This window comes from Bordetella sp. (assembly GCF_057362025.1).
Window position 1 is genome coordinate 17,871 of sequence record NZ_JBMQQZ010000088.1, and the last position, 22,551, is coordinate 40,421.

Here is a 22,551-nt window from a genome sequence, read left to right on the forward strand (position 1 = left end):
CGTGCGGCCGATGCGCTATCGGCGAGGGAAGAGGGCACCGCGCCGGGGGACATGCGGGCTAACGCGCCGCATAAATCGGCTTTATATACGGCTTCAGCATGGGAAACTCGTCGGCCGTGTCCTCGCTAAAGCTGCGGCAGAAAATGCAGTGGATCCTGGTATACCTGTGGTTCTTGGCGCGCAGGTCCGCCAACCGCTCGGAGAACAACACCCTGTCCTGCCAGCCATTGCCGCGCGCCGTCTTGCGTATCGTCACGACGTCAGTGTAAGGCTGGCGCTCCCGCATGCAGCGCCAGACATCGTCGTAGTTTTCGAATGTGTCTTGATACTTGGTCAGCGCAAAATCCGGACAGAACTGCCCGCCGCCACCATGCCCGGGAATGCCGCCAGATCGGGCTGCAGCATGCTCACGCTACCAGCTGTACGACAAGGTGCCGACGACGGTACGTTCCTGCCCGTAGCGGCAGTTCAGTGTGTTGTTGCGGCATACCACGGTCTCCTTGTTGAACAGGTTGATCACGTTCAATCCCAGCCGCCAACCGCGGATCTCGTAGTGCAGTCCGGCATCGAACAGAACGGCGGAATCGTTGGTGATGGTATTCGCGACGTCGGCGTAGGTCGTGCCGATATAGCGCACGCCCGCGCCCATGCCCAGGCCGCGCAGCAGGCCGGACGGCAGCGTGTAGTTCAGCCAGGCGGATGCCATGTGTTCCGGCGTCACGATGGGGATATTGCCTTCCTCGACCGGGTTGTTGCTGCTCTTGACCCGGATGTCGTTGAAGGTATAGGACGCCAGCACGTCCAGATTCCGCGTCAGGTTGGCCTTGCCTTCGAGCTCGATGCCGCGCGCGCGGATCTTGCCGGTCTGTACGCTGAAATTGACATCGGTCGGGTCGGTGGTCAGCACGTTCTTCTGCGTCAGGTCATAGACCGACACGGCCACATAGCTGTTGCCGCCCGGCGGCTGGTACTTGATCCCGACTTCGTACTGCTCGCCCTTGGTGGGCTTGAACGGCGTGCCGTCCTTGGCCACGCCGGCTTGCGGCAGAAAGGATGTGCTGTAGCTCACGTAGGGCGTGACGCCATTGTCGAACAGATAGGCCAGGCCCGCGCGCGTGGTGAAGTCGTCGTCGTTCTGCTTGGTGGTGTCGCCGGCCAGCCGGTCGCGGCTGTCGCTGCGCGCCCAGTCCTGCCGTCCGCCCAGCGTCAGCAGCCATTTGTCGAGTTTGATCTGGTCCTGCAGATAGGCACCCAGCTGGCGGTTGACCTGCTTCTGATCGATGATGGTCCCGGCCGCGGAGGGATAGGGAATGTTCAGGCCGTATTGCGGGTTATCCAGATCCAGGTTGGGCGCGGTGCCCTGGCGGTAATCCTGCTGGCCGTCGAGGAACTGGTAGTCGACACCGGCCAGCAGCGTATGCGCGGCCGGCCCGGTCTGGAATTTGAATTCCGCCTGGTTGTCGATCACGAAGCTGTCGGCGCTTTCCTTGGACACCAGCGCATAGCGGCTGATGGTATGGCCGTCGGGCAGCACGCGCAGGGCGTACAGGTCGCGTTGATCCAGCCAGCCTTTCTGGTAGCGGGCGTTCTGGCGCACCGTGAAGGAAGAATTGAAACGGTGCGAAAACTGATAGCCGATCGAGTACTGCTCGCGATCGTATTTGTTGAAATCGTAGTCGCCCACCAGCGTATGCGTGGGATAGACCGGGCGCGACTCGCCGCCGGTGCGATCGTGCTGGTAGTTCAGCAGCAGCGTGAACGACGTATCGGCATCCGGCTGCCAGGTGAAGGCCGGCGCGATGTAGGCCAGGTCGTCGGGGTAGCGGTGACCGGAACCATACTTGTCCTGGGTGCCGGCATCGCGCCAGATGCCGGTCAGGCGGTACAGGTACTTGCCGTCCTTGTCGACCGGGCCGCCCAGGTCGAACTGCGCCTGCCGCCGGTCCCAGCTGCCGAACTGGACGCCGATGTCGCCGAAGGGTTCGGCGGTGGGCCGCTTGGTGACACGGTTGACGATACCGCCGGGCGCGACCTGGCCGTACAGCACGGACGACGGTCCGCGGATCACGTCGATGCGTTCCAGCGCGTAGGGATCCATGCGCATGCGGATCTGGTCGTAGGGCATCTGGCTCAGGCCGTCGCGATAGTCGCCGGAGAGCTTGGCATCGAAGCCGCGCAGCACGATCCAGTCATTGCGTACATCGTTGCCGCCGAAATTGTTGACCTGGACGCCGGGAACGTACTGCACCGCCTGCGGGACGCTCAGGTCATTGCGGTCGCGCATCTCCTGCTGGGTGACCACGGATATGGACTGCGGGATTTCACGCAGCGGCGTGTCGGTCTTGGCGCCCGTCAGCGCGTCGGTAGCGACGTAGCCGCTGGTCGGACCGGTCACGGGATTCTGCTGGGTGCCCGTCACGTTGACCGTGGGCAGCGTCGTCGTGGCTGGCGTATTGGACGGCGCTGATTGTGCGAACTGGGTCTGCTGCGCCTGCTGTGCAGGCGATGTTTGCCGCGCGTTTTGCATCTGTTGTGTGCGCTGTGCCTGCTGCGCCTGGGTGTCGGCAGCGAGCGTCAGGCCGAACATCAGAAAGGCACCAAGCAGGGGCCGGGACAAAGGGTCAGGCAGGACTCCGGTAGGCAGCATATTGTTCTGGTTTCTCATCATGGTCGTAGCGTGAAGAATTCCCTGGGGCCTGAGAGGCCGGCATCAGGTCGCGGGTGCGAGTGCCGGGAGACCGGCGGCGATATGCGCCGGGCCGCGCTTCGCATTCTTGAGAGACGGATGAGAAAAGTTGCTGTTTAGTCCCGAGGCGGCCATGGACCGACGCATCGGTCACGGCGCGGGCCGTCGCCGCGTTGGACATATCGTTGCTGCGGGCACAGGGGGACTCATCGAAGACCGGCTTTTCCCCGTCTTCGATGAATGGACGGCCGACCAGGATCCGGTCTTGAAGCGCGTCTTCTACCTGGAGTTGCCGCCGGTGCCGCGGGCGCGGGGCGTGTCCGCCCCGGATGCCCAGGCGACCGCTCCCGCATAGGCGCCGGGCAAAGGCAGGATGCGCAGGTTCAGCGACCGCAGGAGATCGCGGTCCGCCATGGCGGAGTCCTCGCAGTGTATGGCGTGCGCATCCCTTGCCGCGGGATCGGTGCGGACTTCGATGCGCTGCAGCGCGTCGGCGATGCCGCGGCCCGTGGCTTTCAGCGCGGCTTCCTTGCACACCCAGTAGCGGTAGAACCCGTCCCGTCTGGCAGCGGCGGGCGCGTGCTCCAGCAATTGTCGTTCGCGCGGGGCAAGAACGATGGCGGCCAGGGCGTCGATGTCCAGGTCCTTGCGCAGTTCGACATCGATGCCTACCGGGCGCAGACGCGAGATCGCGATCAGCGCGAGCGCGCCGGAGTGCGCCACGTTGAAATGCAGTCGCGATCCCGGCCAGACCGGGCGCCCCGCGGCCGTATAGGCCAGGGCGATGGCGGCGGCGTCCCGCGCGGTTTCAGCGCCCGTATGGCTGGCCAGCAGGCGTTTGAGCATCGCCCGGGTCATACCGAAACGCACCTGGTCCGCGCGGTGCCGGTAGCGGTCCATCCGCGCGCGCTCCGCGGCGTCCAGTAGCGCCAGGGCCGGCTCCGGCACAGGCGCCGCCAGGTCCAGGTCCAGGCACCATATTCGAAGGTCGCCCGGCGTGCCCGGCAGCGACAAGGGCACGGCCCGGTCTTCCCAGGCCCGCGTCCGGCGTTCTCCGTTTTCCATTCCTCGTGCGTGCCGCATCGGTGTCGTAGCGCCGATTGTATCGGCGCGCGGCGCGCCGGTCCCGCTCAGCGCGCCAGGTATTTCGCGCGCAGCGGCTTGAGCACGGCGATCGCCAGCAGGGCGGCGGTGATGTCCAGCGCGATGGCGAAATAGAAAACCGGATGCCAGCTGGCGGTTTTCTCGTGCATCAGCGCGGCCAGCGGGCCGCCCAGGATGGATCCGATTCCCTGGGAGATATACAGCCAGCCATAGTTGGCCGTGGCATGGCGCGTGCCGAATGTGTCCGTCAGCGTGGAGGGGAACAGGGAGAAGATTTCCCCCCAGCCGAAGAAAACCACGCCGGACAGCAAGACGAAAAGCAGCGGATGTTCGCGCGTCGCCAGCCATATCGCCATCGCGCAGCCTTCCAGGGCGAAGGCGATGAACATGGTGTTCTCACGTCCGAAGCGATCGGACACCCAGCCGAAGAAAGGCCGTGTCAGGCCATTGGTAAGGCGGTCCACGGTCAGCGCCAGCGGCAGCGCGGCCAGGCCAAAGACCAGAAGATCGGCGACACCGAAATCGCGCGCGAAGCTGCCCATTTGCGACGTCACCATCAGGCCGGAGGTCGACATCATCGTCATCATGACGAACATCAGCCAGAACAGCGGCTGCTTCAGCATCTCGCGCGGCGCCAGCCCGCTGGCCACGCTGGCGGTTTGCGGCTGCGCCTGCATCGCGGCAGCGTCCACGGGCGATCGCAATCCCTGCGCGGCGATCACGCCGATCACCGCGAACAGCGCGCCGAAGCGCCACAGGGTGTTTTCCAGGCCGGACTCCGCCAGGGCACTGGCAATGGGAAAGGTCGTCAGGATGGCGCCCATGCCGTAGCCGGCGGCAACCATGCCGGCGGCGAAGCCACGCCGGTCGGAAAACCAGCGCACCATCAGGCCGACCACGCCGACGTAGACGATGCCCGTGCCCAGGCCACCCACGATGCCGTAGGTCAGGTAAAGCATGCCGATGCTGCCGGCCGATGCGGCCAGGATCCAGCTGCATCCGGACATCAGCGTGCCCAGGGCGATGAGACGCCGCGGACCGAAGCGGTCGATCAGGCTGCCCTGGAACGGCGAGAAAAAGGTCTGCAGCACGATCAGCAGCGAAAAGGTGATCTGCAGTTCGGAAAGCGGTACGCCCAGCTTGGCGGACAGGGGTTTGGTGAAGAGCGCCCAGACATATTGGGGGCTCGATATGGCCATCATGCAAATCAACCCAAGTCCCAATTGGGTCCAGCGGTTGCCCAGGACATCCTTGGGGCGGCTGAGTGCAGCTTCTGCGGAAACGCTCATGAGGGGCTCCAGGCCGGTTGGTCTGGAAGACACCTTATGCAAAGCCTATGCCAATCGCGCGGCGCCCTGTGTCTCTGCGGCGAAGCGGCCCGGGCCGCCCGCGCGCACCTGTACGGTACGTTTCGTGGTGCGCCCTGCGCCCAACTGGTGCCCGATGGGCCGCAGGGGGGATGCCCGGCGGCAGCCGAGGTGGGAGGCGGCCCCGCGCGCCGGATGGGCCCGGGGGGCGTCCTGGCGTTCAGGCGCCGGAGGCAATCGGCGCACCCGCCCGCCTACCAGCCTCGGAAGCGCGGCCAATGCGCCGCGACGCGGCCGGAATCGTCCTGGATTACGTGATAGGCCTCGTGCTGGGCACCCGTGGCGCAGGCGTGGTTGGGCAATATCCGCACCATCGTGCCCAGCGGCAGGTCGGGCAGCGTCGCCGTGCTGCCGGGACGCAGGGCCAGGATGCCCTGTTCCTGGTTGGTCTCGCGCATGACCAGGTCCGCATACGGCTTGCCATCGATGTCGCATACCACGCCGTAATACTGGTCGACTTTCTGCTTGGCCGTGCCCCGGTCGCGCGACATCGCCATCCATCCGGCGTCGACCAGGATCCAGCCTTTGTCTTCCTGGTGCCCGATCACCGTGGTCAGCACGCTGAGCGCGATGTCGTCCTGGCGGCAAACGCCCAGGCCCGCCATGACCAGGTCGAAAAATACGAAGACGCCCGCGCGCAGCTCGGTGACGCCCGTCAGGTCGCGGCTGAACAAGGCGGTCGGCGTCGAGCCCACGCTGACGACGGGGCAGGGCAGCCCGGCGGCGCGCAAGGCTTGTGCGCAGGAGACCGCCGCGGCCCGTTCGCGTTCGGCCATGGCTTCGATGGCCTGGGTGCTTTCGCAGTTATAGGATTCGCCGGCATGGGTCATCACGCCGCGCAGTTCCGCGCCGTGGTCGTGCAGCGCGCGTCCGATGGCCAGCAGGCGGTCCGTCTGGCCCGGTGCCACGCCGGCCCGATGCCCGTCCGAATCGATCTCGATCAGGCAGGGAATGCGCATCCCGCTGGCGCGGGATTTATCCGCCACCGCCCGTGCGCCGTCGACGCTGTCCACCACGATGGTCAGGTCCACGCCCTGCTGCCGCAGCGCTACCACGCGGTCCAGTTTGTTGGGGGCGATGCCCACGGCATACAGGATGTCTTTCACGCCGGCCTGCGCGAACTGCTCCGCTTCCTGCAACGTCGAGACCGTGGCGGGCCCTTGCGGCGTATCCATGGCCCGGCGCGCGACGTCGATGGATTTCGGGGTTTTCAGGTGCGGGCGCAGTTGCACGCCAAGGGCGCGGGCGCGCTCGCGCATGCGTTCGATATTGGCCGTCATGCGGCGTTCGTCCAGCACCAGGCTGGGCGTTTCCTGGCCTTGCAGGCGGTCGTGATCGATGATCGACGTGGTCACGAAGTCTCCATGGGTTTAAGGGACAGCCGTACGGTCGGCGTCCATTCGGTATCGGGGTCCAGCGGCACGACGGGGCGCGGCAGGCGCCGGAAGTCGAAGCGCGACAGGATGGGCGAGGTCAGCCCCGGCGCGTCGACGCTATGAATGCGCTCCGGCGGAAAGAACTCGTCGAAAGCGGCACGGAAATGACCGCGCGATTTGACCACGACGGTGCGTGCCGCGCCGATGTCCAGCCCGAACATTTCGAAGAAAGTGGGTTCGTGGCACTGGTGGCGGTGGGTGATGACGACGATCCGGATGCCGTCGACGGCTATCAAGGCCGAAGGGCCCAGGTCGAAGCTGCACCCCGCCAGTTGGCCGCGCCGCCCCACGCCCTTGCCGTCGCGCAGCGCCACCACGGTGGCATCGGCCTCGAAGGGCTCGGAATAGCGCGTGGTTTCGCTGCGGTTGAAGCGTGCCCTCAGGGCCGTGCCCACGCCGGCCGCATGCGCGTCGGCGGCCAGTTCGGGATCGGTGACGACACCGGCAATCACCCCGCGCGCGCCGGCCTTCAGTAGCGCCCGCAACAGGTAAGGCGTGTTGCCCCGCGCGCCGCCGCCCGGATTGTCGGCCACGTCCGCCAGCAGGACCGGCGGCCGCGCGGCATCGTTGCCCGTCGCCACGGCCAGGGCGACCGCGTCGTCCAGCGGCATCAATCGGGGAAAGAAGGCGGCGCGGTCGCGCCATGCCGGCGTGACCAGGTCCAGCGCCGTTCGTCGGGCCAGTTCGGCGTCGCCGCGCGTGGTCACCAGGACCGTCAAGCCATTCTTCGGCGTATCGCCATAGGCGAATCCGCCCATCGCCGACACGTTCAGGATGCGCGGATCGTCCAGCGCTTCCGCCTTGTGGATCATGTCCGCGTAGGGGCCGGTGCCCGCCGCGGTCAGCAGCTGCGTGGGCGGCGCGCAGACCGGCATGCGGACATGGGCGACTTCCACGCGCAGGCCGGCCAGCAGCTCGCGCAAGACGTCAGCGGCTTCCGCGCCGCGTTCGGCCATGTCGACGTGCGGATTGCGGCGATAGGAAATCAAGGTGTCGACCTGGTCGACCATGCGGTCCGAGACATTGGCGTGCAGATCCACCGTGGCGACGATAGGTACCTTCGGACCGACGATGCGCCGCACGGTTTCGAAGACCAGGCCGTCGGGGTCGTCCTCCTCGGTGGTGATCGCCGCGCCGTGCTCGCAGATGTAGACGCCGTCCAGGGGCAGGGCCGCGCGCAGGCGGCTCTCGAACTGCGCCAGCGTATCGGCGAAAAAACCGTGTTCCACCGGCCCGCCGGATTCCGCGTTGGCGAACAGGATGGGCACCGGCGTCCATTCCACGGTGGCATCCATGCGGCGCACGAAGGCGGGGATTTCCGGTGTCATGCGAGGCGTCGCGTCGCGTGCATCGCGCATCAGCTCCGCGCCGGCCAGGTAGGCGCGCGATACGAAGTCTTCGCGGGTGGAGACCGGCGCGTAGCGGTTGGATTCGATGGCGAAGCCCAGCAGGGCAATGCGTAGGGACATGGCGTGATCAATCCTGTTTCTCGATATGGGCGTCGGTAATCAGGTCGCCCCATTTGCGCTGCTCGGCCGCGATGAAGCGCGCGAACTCCTCCGGTGTGCCGGGCGTGCCGGGCGAGGCGCTGGTGTTGGCCAGGTCCTTGGCCAGGGAATCGCTGGCCAGCACTTTCCGCAACGATTGCGACAGGCGATCGATGATGGGCTGCGGCGTGCCGGCCGGGAAGACCAGGCCGCCCCAGGATACATTCTCATAGCCCTTCAGGCCCAGTTCGTTCAAGGTGGGCATGTCGGGGAACAGCGCCACGCGATCCTTGCTGGTGATCGCCAGGGCCCGCAGCTTGCCGCTCTTGACCAAAGGATAGGCCACGGACGCATTGGTGAATGTGTAGTCCAGCCGTCCGCCCGCCAGATCGGACAGCGAAGCGGGGTCGCCGTTGTAGGGGATGAACATCACGTCCACGCCTGCCATCTGCTTGAACAGTTCGCCCGCCATTTGGCCGCTGCTGCCGATGCCCGCCGCGCCATACGACATCTTGCCGGGCTCGCGCCTGGCCTGGGCGATCAGGTCCGCAACCGTATGGATCGGCGAGTCGCCGCGTACCACGAGCAGGTTGTAGACGGCGAACATCTGGCCCACCGGCGCGAAATCCTTGACGGCGTCGTAGGGCAGTTTTTTGAACAGCGCCGGATTGACCGCCAGCGTATTGATATTGCCGTAGCCCAGCGTATAGCCGTCCGGGGCCGCGCGCTTGATCTGCGCCATGCCGATGTTGCCGGCCGCGCCCGGGCGGTTCTCCACGACGAAGTTCGCGCCGGTATCCTCGGCCACGTGCTTGAGCACAATCCGGCTGAGCACGTCGGCCGAGCCGCCGGCCGCCGAGGCAATGATGACCGTGACGGGCCGGTTGGGCCAGTCGGAGCCGGCGGCGTGGGCGGTGGATGCCAGCAGTCCCAGCGCGCCGGCGGCGATCAGGGTGGTCCAGGCATGGGCAAGGGTACGTCGCATACAACCTCCAGGATGGGGAGCAAGGCCGCGCCGCTGGCCGGTCCCCGCCGGATACACGGGCGGGCCCGTGTCCATGGCTGGTGCGGCCGCCGTGGGCGGCAATGAGGTAAAGCACGGATGCCGCAAGTATGGGGATAGAGCTAAAGTCCAGGGTTAACCGGCAATGAATCCATTCTTAAGCCGGGGCTTAATGGAGCAAGGGGTTGCTGTCCAGCGAAGACCTGCGTTTTTTCCTGACCGTGGTGGCCGCGCGCTCGTTGGCGGAAGCGGCGCGCACGCTGGATGTGACACCGCCCGCCGTCACCCAGCGGCTGGCGGGACTGGAAAGGCGCCTGGGCATCCGGCTGGTCGAACGGACCGGCCGGCGCATCGCGCTTACCGACGAAGGCGAGCTGCTGGCCGCGCGCGGTCGCCGGATCTGCGAGGACCTCGGTCAGTTGGCCGATACGCTGGGCAGCCGCGGCAGCGTCATCGCGGGACATCTGCGCGTCCTCGCGCCCCTGGGATTCGGTCACCGCTACGTGGGGCCCGCCGTCGCGCGGGTGCGGCGCGATTACCCCGAAGTCACCGCCACGCTGACGCTGTCGGACCGCCCCGGCCGCGTGGCAGAGGACGGGTGGGACGTCCTGGTCCATATCGGCGAATTGCGCGATTCGGCGCTGGTCATGCATCGCATCGCGGCCAACCGGCGCATCCTCTGCGCCGCGCCCGCCTACCTGCGGCGGCGCGGCATGCCGGCCCGTCCGGAGGACTTGCGGACGCACGAATGCATCGCCCTGCGGGAAAACGACGAGGACGTCACGCTCTGGCGTTTCACCGACGCGCGCGGCGAAACGGCCAGCGTGCGCATCGATCCGGTCCTGGCCAGCACGGAAGGGGCGGTGGTCCATGATTGGGCGGTCGCGGGCATGGGCATTATGGTCAGGTCGGAATGGGATGTCGCGGGCGACCTGCGCGATGGCCGGCTGGTCGCGCTGCTGCCGGGTTGGCGCCTGCCCGATGCGGATGTGATCGCGCTGTTGCCCTCGCGCCAGGAGCGCTCCGCCCGGACTTCCCATTTCCTGGCGTGCCTGCGCGCGGAGGTGCAGGCGCATCCCTGGACGGTGGCCGGCTGACAGGAAGCCGTCAATCCGCCCGGCAGGGAAGGCGCATGTACACGCGGGTATACAATCCTCCCCCAAAGCGCTCGCGGGACGCGACGGTCTTCCAAAAGCGCGGCATCAGCCGCCCCTGGACCGTTTTTGCCAAGCTCCCACAAACCTGGATATCAGGAGAAAAACATGAAATTCGGCAAATCCCTGCTGGGGAAGTTGCTCGCAGGTACCGTGCTCTGCGCCGGCACCCTGGCGGCCCACGCCGCCGGCTGGCCCGAGAAGCCGATCACCCTCGTGGTCCCGTTCCCGCCCGGGGGCACCACCGACATCGTCGGCCGCCCGCTGGCGGAAGCCCTGGCCAAGAAACTCGGCAAGCCCGTCATCGTGGACAACCGCGCCGGCGCGGGCGGCACGATCGGCGCGGGATACGTTGCGCGTTCCAATCCGGACGGCTATACCATTTTCCTGTCGACCATCGCGCACACCATCGCGCCTTCGACCTATGACAAGCTGCCCTACGATTTCGAAAAGGATTTCGCGCCGATCACCGTCATCGCGTCCTCGCCGAACCTGCTTATCGTCAATAACAAACTGCCGGTCAAGACCATTCCGGAATTGATCGACTATGCCAAGAAGAATCCGGGCAAGCTGAACTTCGGTTCGGCAGGCATCGGCAGCACGGAGCACCTGGCCGGCGAGCTGTTCAAGAGAATGGCCAAAATCGATATCGCGCACGTGCCCTACAAGGGTGGCGCGCCGATGATGGCGGACCTGATTTCCGGCCAGATCCAGATGTCCATCGAAACCAGCGGCTCCGCGCTTTCGCAGATCCGGGCCGGCACGGTGCGCGCCCTGGGCGTCAGCAGCGCAAAACCCAGCGCCTATTTCCCCGGGATCCCCGCCATCGACGAGGCCGGGCTGCCGGGCTACACCTTCTCGACGTGGTACGGCCTGGTGGTTCCGGCCAAGGTGCCCAAGGAGGTGCAGGCCAAGCTGTACCAGGCCACGCTGGAGGCTTTGAAAGACCCGCAGATGGTCAAGGTGCTGGAAACCATCGGCGCGGAGCCGGGCGGCGAAAAGCCGGAAGTGTTCGGCAAGTTCATCGTCGACCAGACCAACAAGTGGCATGACATCCTGAAGGGCGGCAAGTAAGCCCTGTTGCAAGGATGTGCTGAAGGGCGCGGGTGAGCCGGCCGATGCGGTCCGCGGCTTTCAACCGTGGCCCACCCATGCCGGCGCCGCGATCTCTTCGTTCAGCGCCAGGCGTGCGCCACGGCGTGCACTACTTCGCCTTGCCCGCCGTGGATCGGAGCAAAGAGGGCTGCCGGCTGGCGATCCGCAAAAGGCGGGCGCGCAGGGCGAGGCAAATAGTCGAAGGCACTATCAAGGCGGGGCAAGCAGCTTGGAACCCCATAGGCTACGGCGGGGGTGGCGCTATGAGTTCCGAGGCGCTGTCAGCGTCCGCGGTGCACCAGTTCGCAAAAAGTACATTACTCGCGGATAGAGATAACGTGGGAGAGCAATGGTCTGAAATGGGAGAGTCCACGCTGATCCCCGCGACATCCGTTGGGTTTGACCAGCTGCTTCCATCGTACTTTACGTAGTAAATCTTTGAATCCGCCGCATTATGGTACGTAACGTAAAGTCCGTCGTAGGAAGGCCGATTCGTCATAACGGCCGCTCCGGGAGAATTGATCATGGAAACGTTGGGGACTTGCACGTCTGCCGTCCAGGTTTTCCCGTCGGACGTCGTCGTATACCAGAGCTGCTGGGCGGCACCGGTTGTGTCGGAACCTTGATGAAACAGGTAAAGCGTATCGCCAAAAACGGCCAAGGAAGGCGACCCATTCAGTAAAACACCGAAGATATACTTATCCTGCGACCATACCCCGTTCCTATACACGGTATACCAAAGCGTATGAGCAGAACTGTCGGTACCTTGGTGCGCCACATACAAGTTTCCTTGGAAAACGGCCATTCCGGGAGACTCATTCAAGTAAATATCGGGGACGACGGCGTCCGGCGACCAGGTTGTCCCGTCGTATGTCATATGCCAAAGTTCGTTACTGGCATCGGCGGCTTGATGCGTCAGGTGCACCACCCCGTTGTAAATGGCCATCGCAGGGTAGCCGTTCAGGGCTGCACCTACCGGTTTCCCGTCCTCTTGTGAGTTTCCATAGCGGACCATCAGCTTATGGCTCCCCGCGTAGTCCGAATACGCCAAGACGTAGTAGTCGGAGTTGTAGAGAACATAGGTGTTGGTCGGGTCTATCGATGGATCCAGGTAGTCGGGGCGGTCATGGTCGGGCATAAAGCGGTCCTCATCGTCGATTGCGACACGCAACGTCGTTAAATGCGACCACAGTATCCGCGATGCAGTGAGCGGCGGAAGTTTATAGGCCCGTAATATGGTGTGAAATTTCTAATCCTCCGCGTACGTGCCGGTAGCGGAGGCCTGTGCCCGCAAGCTCCGCTCATGGTCAGTGACCGGGTTGCGTGGCTGGCGTTGAAGCATGGCGTGATCGGCGAAAAGGCGGCCATGCGCGCCATGCCGGGCGGCGCGAGCTGATCCGGCCTTAGCCAGCCGCGAAGGCTGCCTATCCGGAACACGAATTCCCAAGGCTGGCGGAATCTCCTACAGTCGTGCTGTCGCCCGCGTGCCGGCATCGTCCATCCCGGTGGCGGTTCGCGCGGCGGCCGCGGCTGTCCCGGCACCTCGGGGCCGCAGGCAACCCTGGGAGACTCGCAAATTGATCGACCATCTGGACCACCTGGTTCTGACCACGGCGAACGAAGCCGCGTGCACGCGCTTCTACGTCGATATCCTCGGCATGCGCCTGGAAACCTTCGGCGAGGGGCGCAAAGCCTACGCCTTCGGTAACCAGAAGATCAATCTGCACGTCAAGGGCCGGGAATTCGAACCCAAGGCGCATCTGCCGGTGCCGGGCGCGCTGGACCTGTGCTTCATCGCCAGCGTCCCCCTGGAGCAGGTTATCCAGCGCCTGCGCGAGCACCACGTAGCGATCGAGCAAGGACCGGTCATGCGTACCGGAGCGACCTCGCGCATCCGTTCGGTGTATGTACGCGACCCCGACCTGAACCTGATCGAAATCTCGGAGCTCGCGGCATGAGCGGCGCCTCCATTGCCCCCGATGCCGGTGCGTACGCCGGCCGCGACGACGGTACTCCGCCCGCCGCGCCCTCGCAGCAGCCCCTGGCGGACGATATCCGCCTGTTGGGGCGTTTGCTGGGCGAAGTCATCCGCGAACAGGAAGGCGACGAGGCCTACACGCTGGTGGAACAAGTGCGCCAACTGGCCGTGGCCTTCCGCCGCGACGACGACGCACAGGCCGACCAGACGCTCAAGCACCTGCTGCAATCGCTGCCCGCCATCATGCTGGTCTGCGTGGTGCGCGCCTTCACCTATTTCAGCCTGCTGGCCAACCTGGCCGAAGACCGCCACTATATCCGCCGGCGCGTCGCGCGCGAGCGCGGCGGCGACGTCCAGGAGGGCAGTATCGAAGCCATGATGGCGCGGCTGCGCGCGGCCGGCGTCGCGGCCGATCGGATTGCGCGCACCCTGGACGACAGCCACGTGTCGCCGGTGCTGACGGCCCATCCCACCGAGGTGCAGCGCAAGAGCATCCTGGATGCGCAGCGCGCCATCGCGCAACTGCTGACCGAACGCGACGACATCCGTGGCCATGGCGTGGCGGGTGCCGCCGACGCCGTGCTGGCGCGCGAGCTGGACGCCAATGCCGCCCAGCTGCGCGGCCGCATCATCCAGCTATGGACCACGCGGCTGCTGCGCATGTCCCGGCTGACCGTCGCCGACGAAATCGAGAACGCGCTCAGCTACTACCAGACGACGTTCCTGCGCGAAATCCCGCGCCTGTACGCCAGCCTGGAGCGCGAGATGCCCGGCCATGCCGTGGCCAGTTTCCTGCGCATGGGCCAGTGGATAGGCGGCGACCGCGATGGCAATCCCAATGTGTCGGCCGACACGCTGGCCTATGCCCTGAAGCGCCAGTCGGAAATCGCCCTGCGCCACTACCTGGCGGAGGTGCACCAGCTGGGTGGCGAGCTATCCATGTCCGATTATCTGGTGGACGTGGCGCCGGCCCTGCGGGCGCTGGCGGACCGCTCGCCGGACGATAGCGCCCATCGCCGCGACGAGCCGTATCGGAAGGCGCTATCCGGCGTGTACGCCCGGCTGGCGGCGACGCTCCAGGCCTTGACGGGCGGCGAGGCCGCGCCGCATCCGGTGGCGCCGCAGCCGCCTTATGCGCGGGCGGAAGATTTCCTGGACGATCTCGAGGTGGTCGAAGCGTCGCTGGACAGCCATCATGCCGGCGCCCTGGCCGCGCAGCGGCTGCAGCCGCTGATGCGCGCGGCCAGCGTGTTCGGCTTTCACCTGGCGACGGTGGACCTGCGGCAGAGTTCGGACAAGCACGAGGCCGTCATCGCGGAACTATTGGCCGTGGCGCGCGTGCATGCCGATTACGCGTCGCTGGACGAGGCGGCAAAGGTCGATCAGTTGCTGCGGCTGCTGGATGATCCCCGCCCGCTACGCGTTCCCGGATCCGCGTATTCCGAACTGGCGCGCGGCGAGCTCGCCATCTTCGAAGCCGCCCGGGTCATGCGCGAGCGTTATGGCCGGCACGCCATCCGGCACTACATCATCAGCCATACGGAGACGGTCAGCGATCTGCTGGAAGTCCTGCTGCTGCAGAAGGAATGCGGGCTGATGCGCGGGCTGCTGGGCGAGGACGCGCGGGCGGAGCTGATCGTCGTGCCGCTGTTCGAAACCATCGAGGACCTGCGCAACGCCACCGCCATCATGCGGGGTTTCTATGCCTTGCCGGGGATCTTCGATCTGGTGCATCGCAGCGGCGCCGAGCAGGACATCATGCTGGGCTACTCGGACAGCAACAAGGACGGCGGCATTTTCACCAGCAATTGGGAGCTTTATCGCGCGGAGGTCGCCCTGGCCTCGCTGTTCGACGAGTTCGCCGCGCGTGCCCCGATCAAGCTGCGCATGTTCCATGGCCGCGGCGGCACGGTAGGGCGGGGCGGCGGTCCCAGCTACCAGGCCATCCTGGCGCAGCCACCCGGAACGGTGCGCGGCCAGCTGCGCCTGACCGAGCAGGGCGAGGTCATCGCCTCCAAGTACACCAACCCGGACATCGGCCGCCGCAATCTGGAAACGCTGGTCGCCGCCACACTGGAAACGACGCTGCTGCGCACCCAGCAGGCCGCGCCCGATGCCTTCCTGCGGGCCGCGGCGGCCCTGTCGGATGCCAGCATGCGTGCATACCGGGCACTGGTGTACGAAACCCCGGGTTTCCGCGAGTACTTCTTCGGTTCCACGCCCATCCGCGAAATCGCGGAGTTGAACATCGGCTCGCGTCCGGCATCGCGCAGCGGCGGCCAGCGGATCGAGGATCTGCGCGCCATTCCCTGGGGCTTCAGCTGGGGCCAGTGCCGGCTGACGCTGCCCGGCTGGTACGGGTTCGGCTCCGCCGTGCGCACCTTCGTCGAAGAGGCGGGCCCCGACGCCGAGGCCGCCTGGACGCTGCTGCGGGAGATGTACCGCGAATGGCCTTTCTTTCGCACGCTGTTGTCGAACCTGGATATGGTGCTGGCCAAGTCCGATCTTGCCCTGGCTTCCCGCTATGCCGAGCTGGTGACCGATACCGCGCTGCGCGATCGCATCTTCCCGGTCATCGAGGCCGAATGGCACCGCACGGCGCAGGCCTTATCGCGCATCACCGGCGAAGGCGAGCGGTTGACAAACAATCCGGTACTGGCGCGCTCGATCAGCCATCGCTTTCCCTATCTGGATCCCTTGCACCACGTGCAGGTGGAGTTGATGCAACGCTATCGCGAAGGACGCGGCGACGCGGTGGTGAAAACCGGTATCCACATCTCCATCAACGGGATTGCGGCGGGTCTGCGCAATAGCGGCTGAGCGCACGAGTCATAGGCCCAGGCAGATCGCGCCGGCCGCGACGACCAGGCACGCCAGCCAGCGTGTCGGGTTGACCGTCTCGCGCAGGAACATCCTGCCGATCAGCACGGCGAATACCACGCTGGTCTCGCGCAAGGCCGAGACCGCGCCCATCGCGTCCGATTGCAGCGCCCAGATAACGATGCCATACGCGGCGATCGATACCAGCCCACCGGCCAGCGATATGGCGACCGACATCGGTTCGGCAAGGACCGGCCTGTACAGCGGCGCGAATCCGCGCGCCGCGACGAACAGGGCGGGCATCAGCCAATAGAACAGGAACATCCAGGCGGTGTAGACCAGCGCCTGGCCTTCGGCCAGCCTGACGCCGATGCCGTCGATCACGGTGTACACGGCGATGGTCGCGCCGGTCGCCAGCGCGGCCAGGATGCCAGCCCGCGACACACGATGGCCCTGCAGCGCGATGGCAATGATGCCGCCCGATATCATGGCGACGCCGAGCGCGCGCAGCGGACCGATTTGCTCGTGCGCGAACAGCGCCGCGCCCAGTGTGACGATCAACGGCGACGAACCTCGCGCGATGGGGTACGCCAGCGCGAGGTCGGTGCGTCGATACGAGCGGACCAGGCACAGGTTGTAGAAGATGTGCACGAGTCCCGACGCGGCGATATACGGCCAGGAGGCCGCAGGCGGCCAGGGGTGGTCCAGCACGATCAGCGTGGACACCGCCGCGATGGCGACGCTCATCCAGGTCATGGAAAGCAATCGGTCGCGGTTGCCGTGCAGCATCGCGTTCCAACTTGCGTGGAGAACGGCGGCGAGCAGGACGATCGCGCCGGTATGGCTGAACATAAGTGTCGGCCCGCGGAAGAAGGAAAACGGGGAGGGCGAAGAAGGGGTAGGCAGTGTTTGATAGGTTATCTATCTTGTCCGGCCACGACAAACCAGATAAATTGCCACGTCGAGTTAGAAAATCTTCCATATGAGACGGATATTGCCGCCCCTGAACGCCTTGAGGGCTTTCGAGGCCGCCGGCCGGCTGGGTAGCTTCAAGGAGGCCGCCGCGGAATTGCACGTCACGCACGGCGCGGTAAGCCAGCACGTGCGCCTGCTGGAGGGATGGCTGGGCGCACCCTTGTTCGAGCGGCACAATCGGCGGGTCACGCTGACGCCCGCCGCGCAGGCGTATCTGGAAAAGATCGGGCCCCTGTTCGAGCAACTGGGGCAGGCCACCGCGGCCTACGGCGTGCCGGGAACGGTGTCCCGGACACTTGCCGTGAACGCGCCCGCGACCTTCACCCTGCGCTGGCTGGTGCCACGGCTGGCGACGTTCCGCGCCCTGCATCCCGACGTAGAGGTCAAGGTGCGGACGTCGAACGCGCCGTTGGATAGCCTGGACGAAAGCCACGACATCGTCATCCGGGGCGGTCCGGACACGTTCTACGGCTATTCGATGCGTCCTTTCCTGTCCGAAGAAAGGCTGCCGGTCTGTAGCCCAGAGCTTATGCGGCGCCTGCCGCTGCATGTGCCCGGCGACTTGCGGCAGCACACCCTGCTGCATACCTCCAGCCTGCCGCGGCTGTGGCCGGACTGGCTGGCCAGGGCAGGGGTGCCCGGCCTGACGCCGGCCGCCAGCCTGACTTTCGACCACTTCTATCTGACCTTGCAGGCCGCGATCGACGGTATCGGCGTCGCGATGGGTCCTACCGCGCTGGTATCCGACGATCTCGCCGCCGGCCGATTGATCGCGCCGCTCGCGGAGCCCCGCCTGCCGTCGCGCAGCTATTGCACTTACGTTCCGGAAGAAAAATCCGCCGATGAACGCGTTCTGCTGTTTCGTTCATGGATCGAGCGCGAGGGCATGAGCGCAGGCACGCCAGCGGTGTGAACGCGATCTGGTCGGCGTGGCGATCAGAAATCCCAGATCACCGGTACCCACCGGAAGGCATCGCCGTCGACTGCGACGCGACCCACCGACGGGAAGGGCAAGTGGGCGGCGACCAGCAGCCCGCGGTTCTGCGCCAGTTCCTTGAAAAGATCCATGCGGACGCGGGCCGAGGCCACCGGATCGTGTTCGAAACCGTTGTGCCATTCCGGGTGCTCGAAGCCGACCGGAAACACGGCGTCGCCGGCAAAGGTCAGGCGTTCGCCGCCCGATACCAGATCGACCACGCTATGCCCTGGCGTATGGCCGCCGGTCAGGCGAACGATGACCCCGGGCGCGACTTCGTGGGTGTTTTCGAAGGTGCACAGCCGGTCGCGGTATTCGTTATAGAAGCTCGTTGCCGTGGTGCGCAGGACCTCCGGCACCGGCTTGGGCATGACGGTGTGGGAGAAATCGGGCGATGTCCAGAATTCGACCTCGGTCGCCGACACATGGATGCGCACATCGGGACGCAGGCGTTCCTTCACGCCCGGCACCAGCAGTCCGCCCACGTGGTCCATGTGCATGTGGGTAATGATCACATCGGTCACGGATTCCAGTGCGATGCCCGCGGATTGCAGGCGCTGCGGGAACTGCCCGGCGCGTGGAAAACCCGGGAATTGCCCGCCCAGGCCAGCGTCGATCAGGATGGTCCGGTCGCCGCTGCGCGCCACCATCACGTTCAGCGGCCAGTCGAACGCGTCCGGCGGCATGAACATCTGCTCCAGCCAGTTCGCCAGATCGGCCGGGTCGGCGTTGGTGGCCATTGTCGAGGTCGGCAGCGGCAGTACGCCGTCGCTGACCACCAGCGCGTCGATGTCGCCGACGCGGACCGCATAACGCGATGGGACCAGATCGAAGGATCGGTCGCTGGCGGAAGGCACGGCGAGGTCTGTTGCTAGCATGGGGAAATCTCCTGAAGGGTGGCGGGACGAACCGGCTCGGTGCTTTACCTTTTGTGCCGGGGGACATGCGATGACGGAATCCTAGGGTGCAGGCGTGGCGCGCGGTAGATCCCTGGCGGGAAGCACACCGTTGTGCCGTACGCATCAATCCGCGGCGCCGTATCGCGCATGGGTGTTGAAGACGCAATGCGCGTCGATCGGCTGCATTGCACGGCCGCCCCGCGCTTGTCGGCGTCGCGTTGGTGCGGCAGAATGATTGGCTTCCCGCTTCGCCGCACTGGGTGTCGAGACCTTCATGACCGACTCCGTACTCGTCTTCGAACGTCTTCGTCCTCGCCTGTACGCGATCGCCTATCGCATGCTGGGCGCGGTCGCCGAAGCAGAGGACGTGGTGCAGGAAGCGTGGCTGCGGTGGCACGACGCCGACCGCGCTGCCCTGGAAAATCCCGAAGCCTGGCTGGTCACCGTCACGACCCGCCTGTCCATCGATCGCTTGCGCGCCGCCAAGGCCGAACGCGCCCACTATGTCGGCGTCTGGCTGCCCGAACCCATGCTGATGGCCGCGCCCGACACGCCGGAACAGATCCACGAGTTTGCCGACGATGTGTCGGTCGCTTTCCTGTTCATGCTGGAGCGCCTTACGCCGGACGCGCGCGCGGCGTTCCTGATGCGTGAGGTATTCGACGCCGACTACGAGGACATCGCGCAGACCCTGGGCAAGACCCAGGCCGCGATCCGCCAACTGGTGCGGCGGGCCAGGCAGCAGTTGCGCCAGGGCGCTCCGCGCGCGGCCGTGCCGCGCGCGACGCTGCGGCGCCTGTTGCTGGCCTTTGCCGACGCGATGCAGCGCAGCGACTTCAACGGCCTGCACGCGTTGTTGAGCGACGATGCCGAGCTCATCGGCGACGGCGGCGGCAGGGTCACTAGTTTCGCCCGCCTGGCGGGCGGCAAACGCCTGGCGCAGCTCTTCTACGCCGGAAAGCGCAGGTACCGCGATGCGCTGCGCATCCAGGTCGTCCAGGTGAACGGGCAATGGACGCTGTTGCGCTTCATCGATGGCCAGCTGGAATCCGTGCAATCCTACGAGACGGATGGGGAACGCCTGACGCGCGTTCTTGTGCAGCGAAATCCGGACAAGCTGGCACGCATCGCCAGCGCGCTGGCGAAAGGCTAAGCCGCACCGGCAAGGGTTTTACCTCCGCCCGCCGGGTCCGGGGGCTGCCCTGTCGCAGACTGTTCTTCCGTCGGAGCAAAACTTTTTCTTCGTCCGATGTCACAAAACCGTCCCCCGGGACGTCTAGCAATAGAACCAACCCACGCGCGGTGCTGCCACCATGTCGACATCCATTTCAACTCCTTCGGTTACATCCTTCTGTAGCGGCCCGGATTCGCTGGCGGACAGCTTTGCCACCAGCTACGCGGGCGTCATGGCCTTTATCGCCGTCGCCACGGAAGGCAACTTCGCCAAGGCGGCCGATCGGCTGGGCATCGGCCGGTCCGCTGTCAGCCGCAGCGTGCAAAAGCTGGAAGACCAGCTGGGCACCCGCCTGTTCGTCCGCACCACGCGCAACACTTCACTGACCGCAGAGGGCAGGCGGTTCTACGAGCAGTGCCAGCCGGGCGTGGAGCGGATCAACCGCGCCCTGGACGACCTGCGCGAATTGCGCGAAGGCCCGCCATCGGGCCTGTTGCGCGTCTGCGCGACGGTAGGCTTCGGCCGCAAGGTCGTCGCGCCCCTGCTGCGGGGGTTTTGCGACGCCTACCCCGATATTTCGGTGGACCTCCTGCTCGATGACGGTCCCACCGACTTCACCACGGACCGTGTCGACGTCTCGTTCCGCAATGGCCGCATGGAAGACAGCCAGGTGATCGCCAAGAAGCTCATTCCCATGCAGATGATGCTATGTGCTTCACCCGCCTATGCCGCCAGGCACGGCCTGCCGGACAGCGTCGACGCGCTTGCCAGCCACGGTTGCGTGAACTTCCGCCTGGCATCGGGACGGGTGTACGAATGGGAATTCAAGATAGGCGGGCACCTGCGCAAACTTGCTCCGCGGGCGATGTCGACCTTCAACGACGCCGACCTGGTGCTGCAAGCCGTGCTGGACGGCCAGGGCATCGCGCAAATGGCCGGCTACCAGGTGTGCGAGCATTTGCGCGCCGGTAGACTGGTCGCTTGCCTGCCTCAATATGCGCCTGACGATCGCGGGCATTATCTGTGCTTTCTCAGCCGCGAGCACCTGCCGGCGCGCATGCGGGTCTTTATCGACTACATGACCGAACGCATTCGCGCCCTGGACCTGCAAATCGTGGATAGCCTGCTGATGAAGCAGGCGTAAGCCGCTATTGCGTCAGGGCCACGACGCTATCGATGCCGCTGCGGGCCATCTTGACGTACGGGCACAGCCGTTCCGTGTTGCGCACCAGCTCTTCGGCCACCGCCCCGTCCAGGCCCGGGAGGTAGATATCGATACTCGCGGTCAGGGCGAACCAGCCATCGACGGGGTCGCGCCCGAAAGAGATCGTGGCGGTGACGGACGCATCCGGAATCGACAGGCCCGCGCGCTCGGCCAGCATGCCCAGCGCACCGTGGAAGCACGCCGCAAAGCCGGCGGCGAACAGTTGCTCGGGGTTGGTGCCCCCGCCGCAGCCGCCCATCTCGACCGGTAGCCGCAGGTCCACGGCCAGCTCGCCGTCATCCGAGATGGCAACGCCGGAGGCACGCCCGTGCGCGGCCTCTCCACCGCGCACCGTCACGCTGGTCGTATACAGCGGCTGGAAGTCCGCGCCCCGGTATTTGTCCAGAAGCGTCTGGGGAGGAGGTCGCAATTTGCTCATAAGTACCTTCGTGCCTGTCCCTGCTTTCCCTGTTCGGAAGAGGCGCTCTCGTTATGCCGCTCACCGGCGCTGACAGGGCGGCATACGCCAGGCACAGGGAGGCATCGGCGGACGCGACGGGGCGGACGTATGGCACGCCCGCCCTGTCGAGGATGCGCTTGCGGTCCTTCAGTCGAACTTGGCCTTGTCCAGTCCATACGCCTTGTCGGCTGAACCCGGAACGGTCCGGAAACCCACGTTCAGGCGGTTCCAGCCGTTGATCGCCATGATCGCGAAGCTCAGGTCCGAGATTTCCTTTTCCGACAATTCGGTCCGCACGTGCTCATAGACGTCGTCGGGCACGCCATGCGCGCCCAGCGTGGTCAGCGCCTCCGTCCATGCGAGGCAGGCGCGCTCACGCGGCGAGAACTCTGGCGACTCGCGCCAGATGGCCACGTGATGCAGGCGCAGTTCGCGTTCGCCGTGGATCTTGGCCTCTTTCACATGCATGTCCAGGCAGAAGCCGCAGCCGTTGATCTGCGAGGCGCGGATTTCGATCAGGCCCAGGATGGACTGCTCGATCGCGCCGGATTTCAACAGCATGCCGAATTCGATGAATTTCTTGAACAGTTCGGGCGATTGGACAAAGGCGTTCAGACGTTGGCTCATGGTGATTCTCTAAAGGGGTTGACGTGCCTTGGCCGTGGCGGACGGCTCGGGACCCATACTGGGACGGCCCCTGAATCGTAGGCGCGCGCGCGCGGCGGCGGAAGGC

19 protein-coding genes are annotated in these 22,551 nt (G+C 65.8%); 7 read left to right on the forward strand and 12 right to left on the reverse strand.

What is annotated here, in order from left to right; translation table 11 throughout:
* Positions 1-58: 58 nt before the first annotated feature.
* From ACO1P8_RS19360 to ACO1P8_RS19390, 7 genes are all read right to left on the reverse strand, one after another.
* On the reverse strand, positions 59-382 hold the full coding sequence (locus ACO1P8_RS19360) for a putative adhesin (RefSeq protein WP_486297537.1): 324 nt from the start codon (positions 380-382) through the stop codon (positions 59-61).
* Between the two features lie 30 nt (positions 383-412).
* Positions 413-2,668: a TonB-dependent siderophore receptor gene (locus ACO1P8_RS19365; RefSeq protein ID WP_486297513.1), complete on the reverse strand. Its 2,256-nt coding sequence runs from the start codon at positions 2,666-2,668 to the stop codon at positions 413-415.
* Between the two features lie 297 nt (positions 2,669-2,965).
* Positions 2,966-3,769 carry a 4'-phosphopantetheinyl transferase family protein gene (locus tag ACO1P8_RS19370; protein WP_486297514.1) on the reverse strand — a complete coding sequence of 268 codons (804 nt, stop codon included), beginning with the start codon at positions 3,767-3,769 and terminating at the stop codon, positions 2,966-2,968.
* A 47-nt stretch (positions 3,770-3,816) separates the two neighbouring features.
* Positions 3,817-5,079 carry an oxalate/formate MFS antiporter gene (gene oxlT, locus ACO1P8_RS19375; protein WP_486297515.1) on the reverse strand — a complete coding sequence of 421 codons (1,263 nt, stop codon included), beginning with the start codon at positions 5,077-5,079 and terminating at the stop codon, positions 3,817-3,819.
* A 272-nt stretch (positions 5,080-5,351) separates the two neighbouring features.
* Entirely contained in the window at positions 5,352-6,437 is a 1,086-nt protein-coding gene (locus ACO1P8_RS19380) for a DSD1 family PLP-dependent enzyme (RefSeq protein ID WP_486297538.1), read from the reverse strand.
* A gap of 71 nt (positions 6,438-6,508) precedes the next feature.
* Positions 6,509-8,062, reverse strand: coding sequence for a M81 family metallopeptidase (locus tag ACO1P8_RS19385; protein WP_486297516.1), 1,554 nt, complete (start codon positions 8,060-8,062; stop codon positions 6,509-6,511).
* Positions 8,063-8,069: 7 nt separating this feature from the next.
* Entirely contained in the window at positions 8,070-9,065 is a 996-nt protein-coding gene (locus ACO1P8_RS19390; protein WP_486297517.1) for a Bug family tripartite tricarboxylate transporter substrate binding protein, read from the reverse strand.
* 203 nt (positions 9,066-9,268) lie between these two features.
* Here ACO1P8_RS19390 and ACO1P8_RS19395 point away from each other — a divergent pair, with 203 nt between their 5' ends.
* Together ACO1P8_RS19395 and ACO1P8_RS19400 are read left to right on the forward strand one after the other, a co-directional pair.
* Complete coding sequence (locus ACO1P8_RS19395) at positions 9,269-10,180, forward strand: LysR family transcriptional regulator (protein WP_486297518.1); 912 nt, start codon at positions 9,269-9,271, stop codon at positions 10,178-10,180.
* Between the two features lie 165 nt (positions 10,181-10,345).
* Positions 10,346-11,311 carry a Bug family tripartite tricarboxylate transporter substrate binding protein gene (locus ACO1P8_RS19400; RefSeq protein WP_486297519.1) on the forward strand — a complete coding sequence of 322 codons (966 nt, stop codon included), beginning with the start codon at positions 10,346-10,348 and terminating at the stop codon, positions 11,309-11,311.
* A gap of 265 nt (positions 11,312-11,576) precedes the next feature.
* Here the strand turns inward: ACO1P8_RS19400 and ACO1P8_RS19405 are convergent, their stop codons facing one another.
* The gene (locus tag ACO1P8_RS19405; RefSeq protein WP_486297520.1) at positions 11,577-12,470 is read right to left on the reverse strand and encodes a hypothetical protein; all 894 of its coding nucleotides are present in this window, start codon (positions 12,468-12,470) and stop codon (positions 11,577-11,579) included.
* 439 nt (positions 12,471-12,909) lie between these two features.
* Between ACO1P8_RS19405 and ACO1P8_RS19410 the strand changes: the two genes are divergently transcribed.
* Positions 12,910-13,290 (forward strand): VOC family protein, encoded by a 381-nt coding sequence (locus ACO1P8_RS19410; RefSeq protein WP_486297521.1) that lies wholly within the window; start codon positions 12,910-12,912, stop codon positions 13,288-13,290.
* Positions 13,287-16,130 (forward strand): phosphoenolpyruvate carboxylase, encoded by a 2,844-nt coding sequence (ppc, locus tag ACO1P8_RS19415; protein WP_486297522.1) that lies wholly within the window; start codon positions 13,287-13,289, stop codon positions 16,128-16,130. The genes ACO1P8_RS19410 and ppc overlap by 4 nt, the downstream gene beginning before the upstream one ends.
* Positions 16,131-16,139: 9 nt before the next feature.
* Here ppc and ACO1P8_RS19420 read toward each other — a convergent pair whose 3' ends face one another.
* Positions 16,140-16,982: an EamA family transporter gene (locus tag ACO1P8_RS19420; protein ID WP_486297523.1), complete on the reverse strand. Its 843-nt coding sequence runs from the start codon at positions 16,980-16,982 to the stop codon at positions 16,140-16,142.
* A 130-nt stretch (positions 16,983-17,112) separates the two neighbouring features.
* Here ACO1P8_RS19420 and gcvA point away from each other — a divergent pair, with 130 nt between their 5' ends.
* Positions 17,113-18,018 carry a transcriptional regulator GcvA gene (gene gcvA / locus ACO1P8_RS19425; RefSeq protein WP_486297524.1) on the forward strand — a complete coding sequence of 302 codons (906 nt, stop codon included), beginning with the start codon at positions 17,113-17,115 and terminating at the stop codon, positions 18,016-18,018.
* Positions 18,019-18,041: 23 nt separating this feature from the next.
* On the opposite strand, the gene ACO1P8_RS19430 is transcribed toward gcvA, so the two are convergent.
* Positions 18,042-18,959, reverse strand: a complete 918-nt coding sequence (locus ACO1P8_RS19430; protein ID WP_486297525.1) for an MBL fold metallo-hydrolase — start codon at positions 18,957-18,959, stop codon at positions 18,042-18,044.
* A gap of 295 nt (positions 18,960-19,254) precedes the next feature.
* Here ACO1P8_RS19430 and ACO1P8_RS19435 point away from each other — a divergent pair, with 295 nt between their 5' ends.
* Positions 19,255-20,133, forward strand: a complete 879-nt coding sequence (locus tag ACO1P8_RS19435) for an RNA polymerase sigma-70 factor (protein ID WP_486297526.1) — start codon at positions 19,255-19,257, stop codon at positions 20,131-20,133.
* A gap of 160 nt (positions 20,134-20,293) precedes the next feature.
* Positions 20,294-21,298 (forward strand): LysR family transcriptional regulator, encoded by a 1,005-nt coding sequence (locus ACO1P8_RS19440; protein ID WP_486297527.1) that lies wholly within the window; start codon positions 20,294-20,296, stop codon positions 21,296-21,298.
* 4 nt (positions 21,299-21,302) lie between these two features.
* On the opposite strand, the gene ACO1P8_RS19445 is transcribed toward ACO1P8_RS19440, so the two are convergent.
* Together ACO1P8_RS19445 and ACO1P8_RS19450 are read right to left on the reverse strand one after the other, a co-directional pair.
* On the reverse strand, positions 21,303-21,797 hold the full coding sequence (locus ACO1P8_RS19445; protein ID WP_486297528.1) for an Ohr family peroxiredoxin: 495 nt from the start codon (positions 21,795-21,797) through the stop codon (positions 21,303-21,305).
* A gap of 168 nt (positions 21,798-21,965) precedes the next feature.
* A complete protein-coding gene (locus ACO1P8_RS19450; RefSeq protein WP_486297529.1) occupies positions 21,966-22,445 on the reverse strand; it encodes a carboxymuconolactone decarboxylase family protein in 480 nt (159 codons plus the stop codon).
* Between the last annotated feature and the right edge of the window lie 106 nt (positions 22,446-22,551).

Coding starts and splice junctions, on each gene's coding strand:
- ACO1P8_RS19365 (WP_486297513.1), bottom strand. CDS start 2,668: ATGATGAGAAACCAGAACAATATGCTGCCTACCGGAGTCCTGCCTGAC.
- ACO1P8_RS19370 (WP_486297514.1), bottom strand. CDS start 3,769: ATGCGGCACGCACGAGGAATGGAAAACGGAGAACGCCGGACGCGGGCC.
- oxlT (WP_486297515.1), bottom strand. CDS start 5,079: ATGAGCGTTTCCGCAGAAGCTGCACTCAGCCGCCCCAAGGATGTCCTG.
- ACO1P8_RS19380 (WP_486297538.1), bottom strand. CDS start 6,437: ATGACGGCCAATATCGAACGCATGCGCGAGCGCGCCCGCGCCCTTGGC.
- ACO1P8_RS19385 (WP_486297516.1), bottom strand. CDS start 8,062: ATGTCCCTACGCATTGCCCTGCTGGGCTTCGCCATCGAATCCAACCGC.
- ACO1P8_RS19390 (WP_486297517.1), bottom strand. CDS start 9,065: ATGCGACGTACCCTTGCCCATGCCTGGACCACCCTGATCGCCGCCGGC.
- ACO1P8_RS19400 (WP_486297519.1), top strand. CDS start 10,346: ATGAAATTCGGCAAATCCCTGCTGGGGAAGTTGCTCGCAGGTACCGTG.
- ACO1P8_RS19405 (WP_486297520.1), bottom strand. CDS start 12,470: ATGCCCGACCATGACCGCCCCGACTACCTGGATCCATCGATAGACCCG.
- ppc (WP_486297522.1), top strand. CDS start 13,287: ATGAGCGGCGCCTCCATTGCCCCCGATGCCGGTGCGTACGCCGGCCGC.
- ACO1P8_RS19420 (WP_486297523.1), bottom strand. CDS start 16,982: ATGTTCAGCCATACCGGCGCGATCGTCCTGCTCGCCGCCGTTCTCCAC.
- gcvA (WP_486297524.1), top strand. CDS start 17,113: ATGAGACGGATATTGCCGCCCCTGAACGCCTTGAGGGCTTTCGAGGCC.
- ACO1P8_RS19430 (WP_486297525.1), bottom strand. CDS start 18,959: ATGCTAGCAACAGACCTCGCCGTGCCTTCCGCCAGCGACCGATCCTTC.
- ACO1P8_RS19435 (WP_486297526.1), top strand. CDS start 19,255: ATGACCGACTCCGTACTCGTCTTCGAACGTCTTCGTCCTCGCCTGTAC.
- ACO1P8_RS19440 (WP_486297527.1), top strand. CDS start 20,294: ATGTCGACATCCATTTCAACTCCTTCGGTTACATCCTTCTGTAGCGGC.
- ACO1P8_RS19445 (WP_486297528.1), bottom strand. CDS start 21,797: ATGAGCAAATTGCGACCTCCTCCCCAGACGCTTCTGGACAAATACCGG.
- ACO1P8_RS19450 (WP_486297529.1), bottom strand. CDS start 22,445: ATGAGCCAACGTCTGAACGCCTTTGTCCAATCGCCCGAACTGTTCAAG.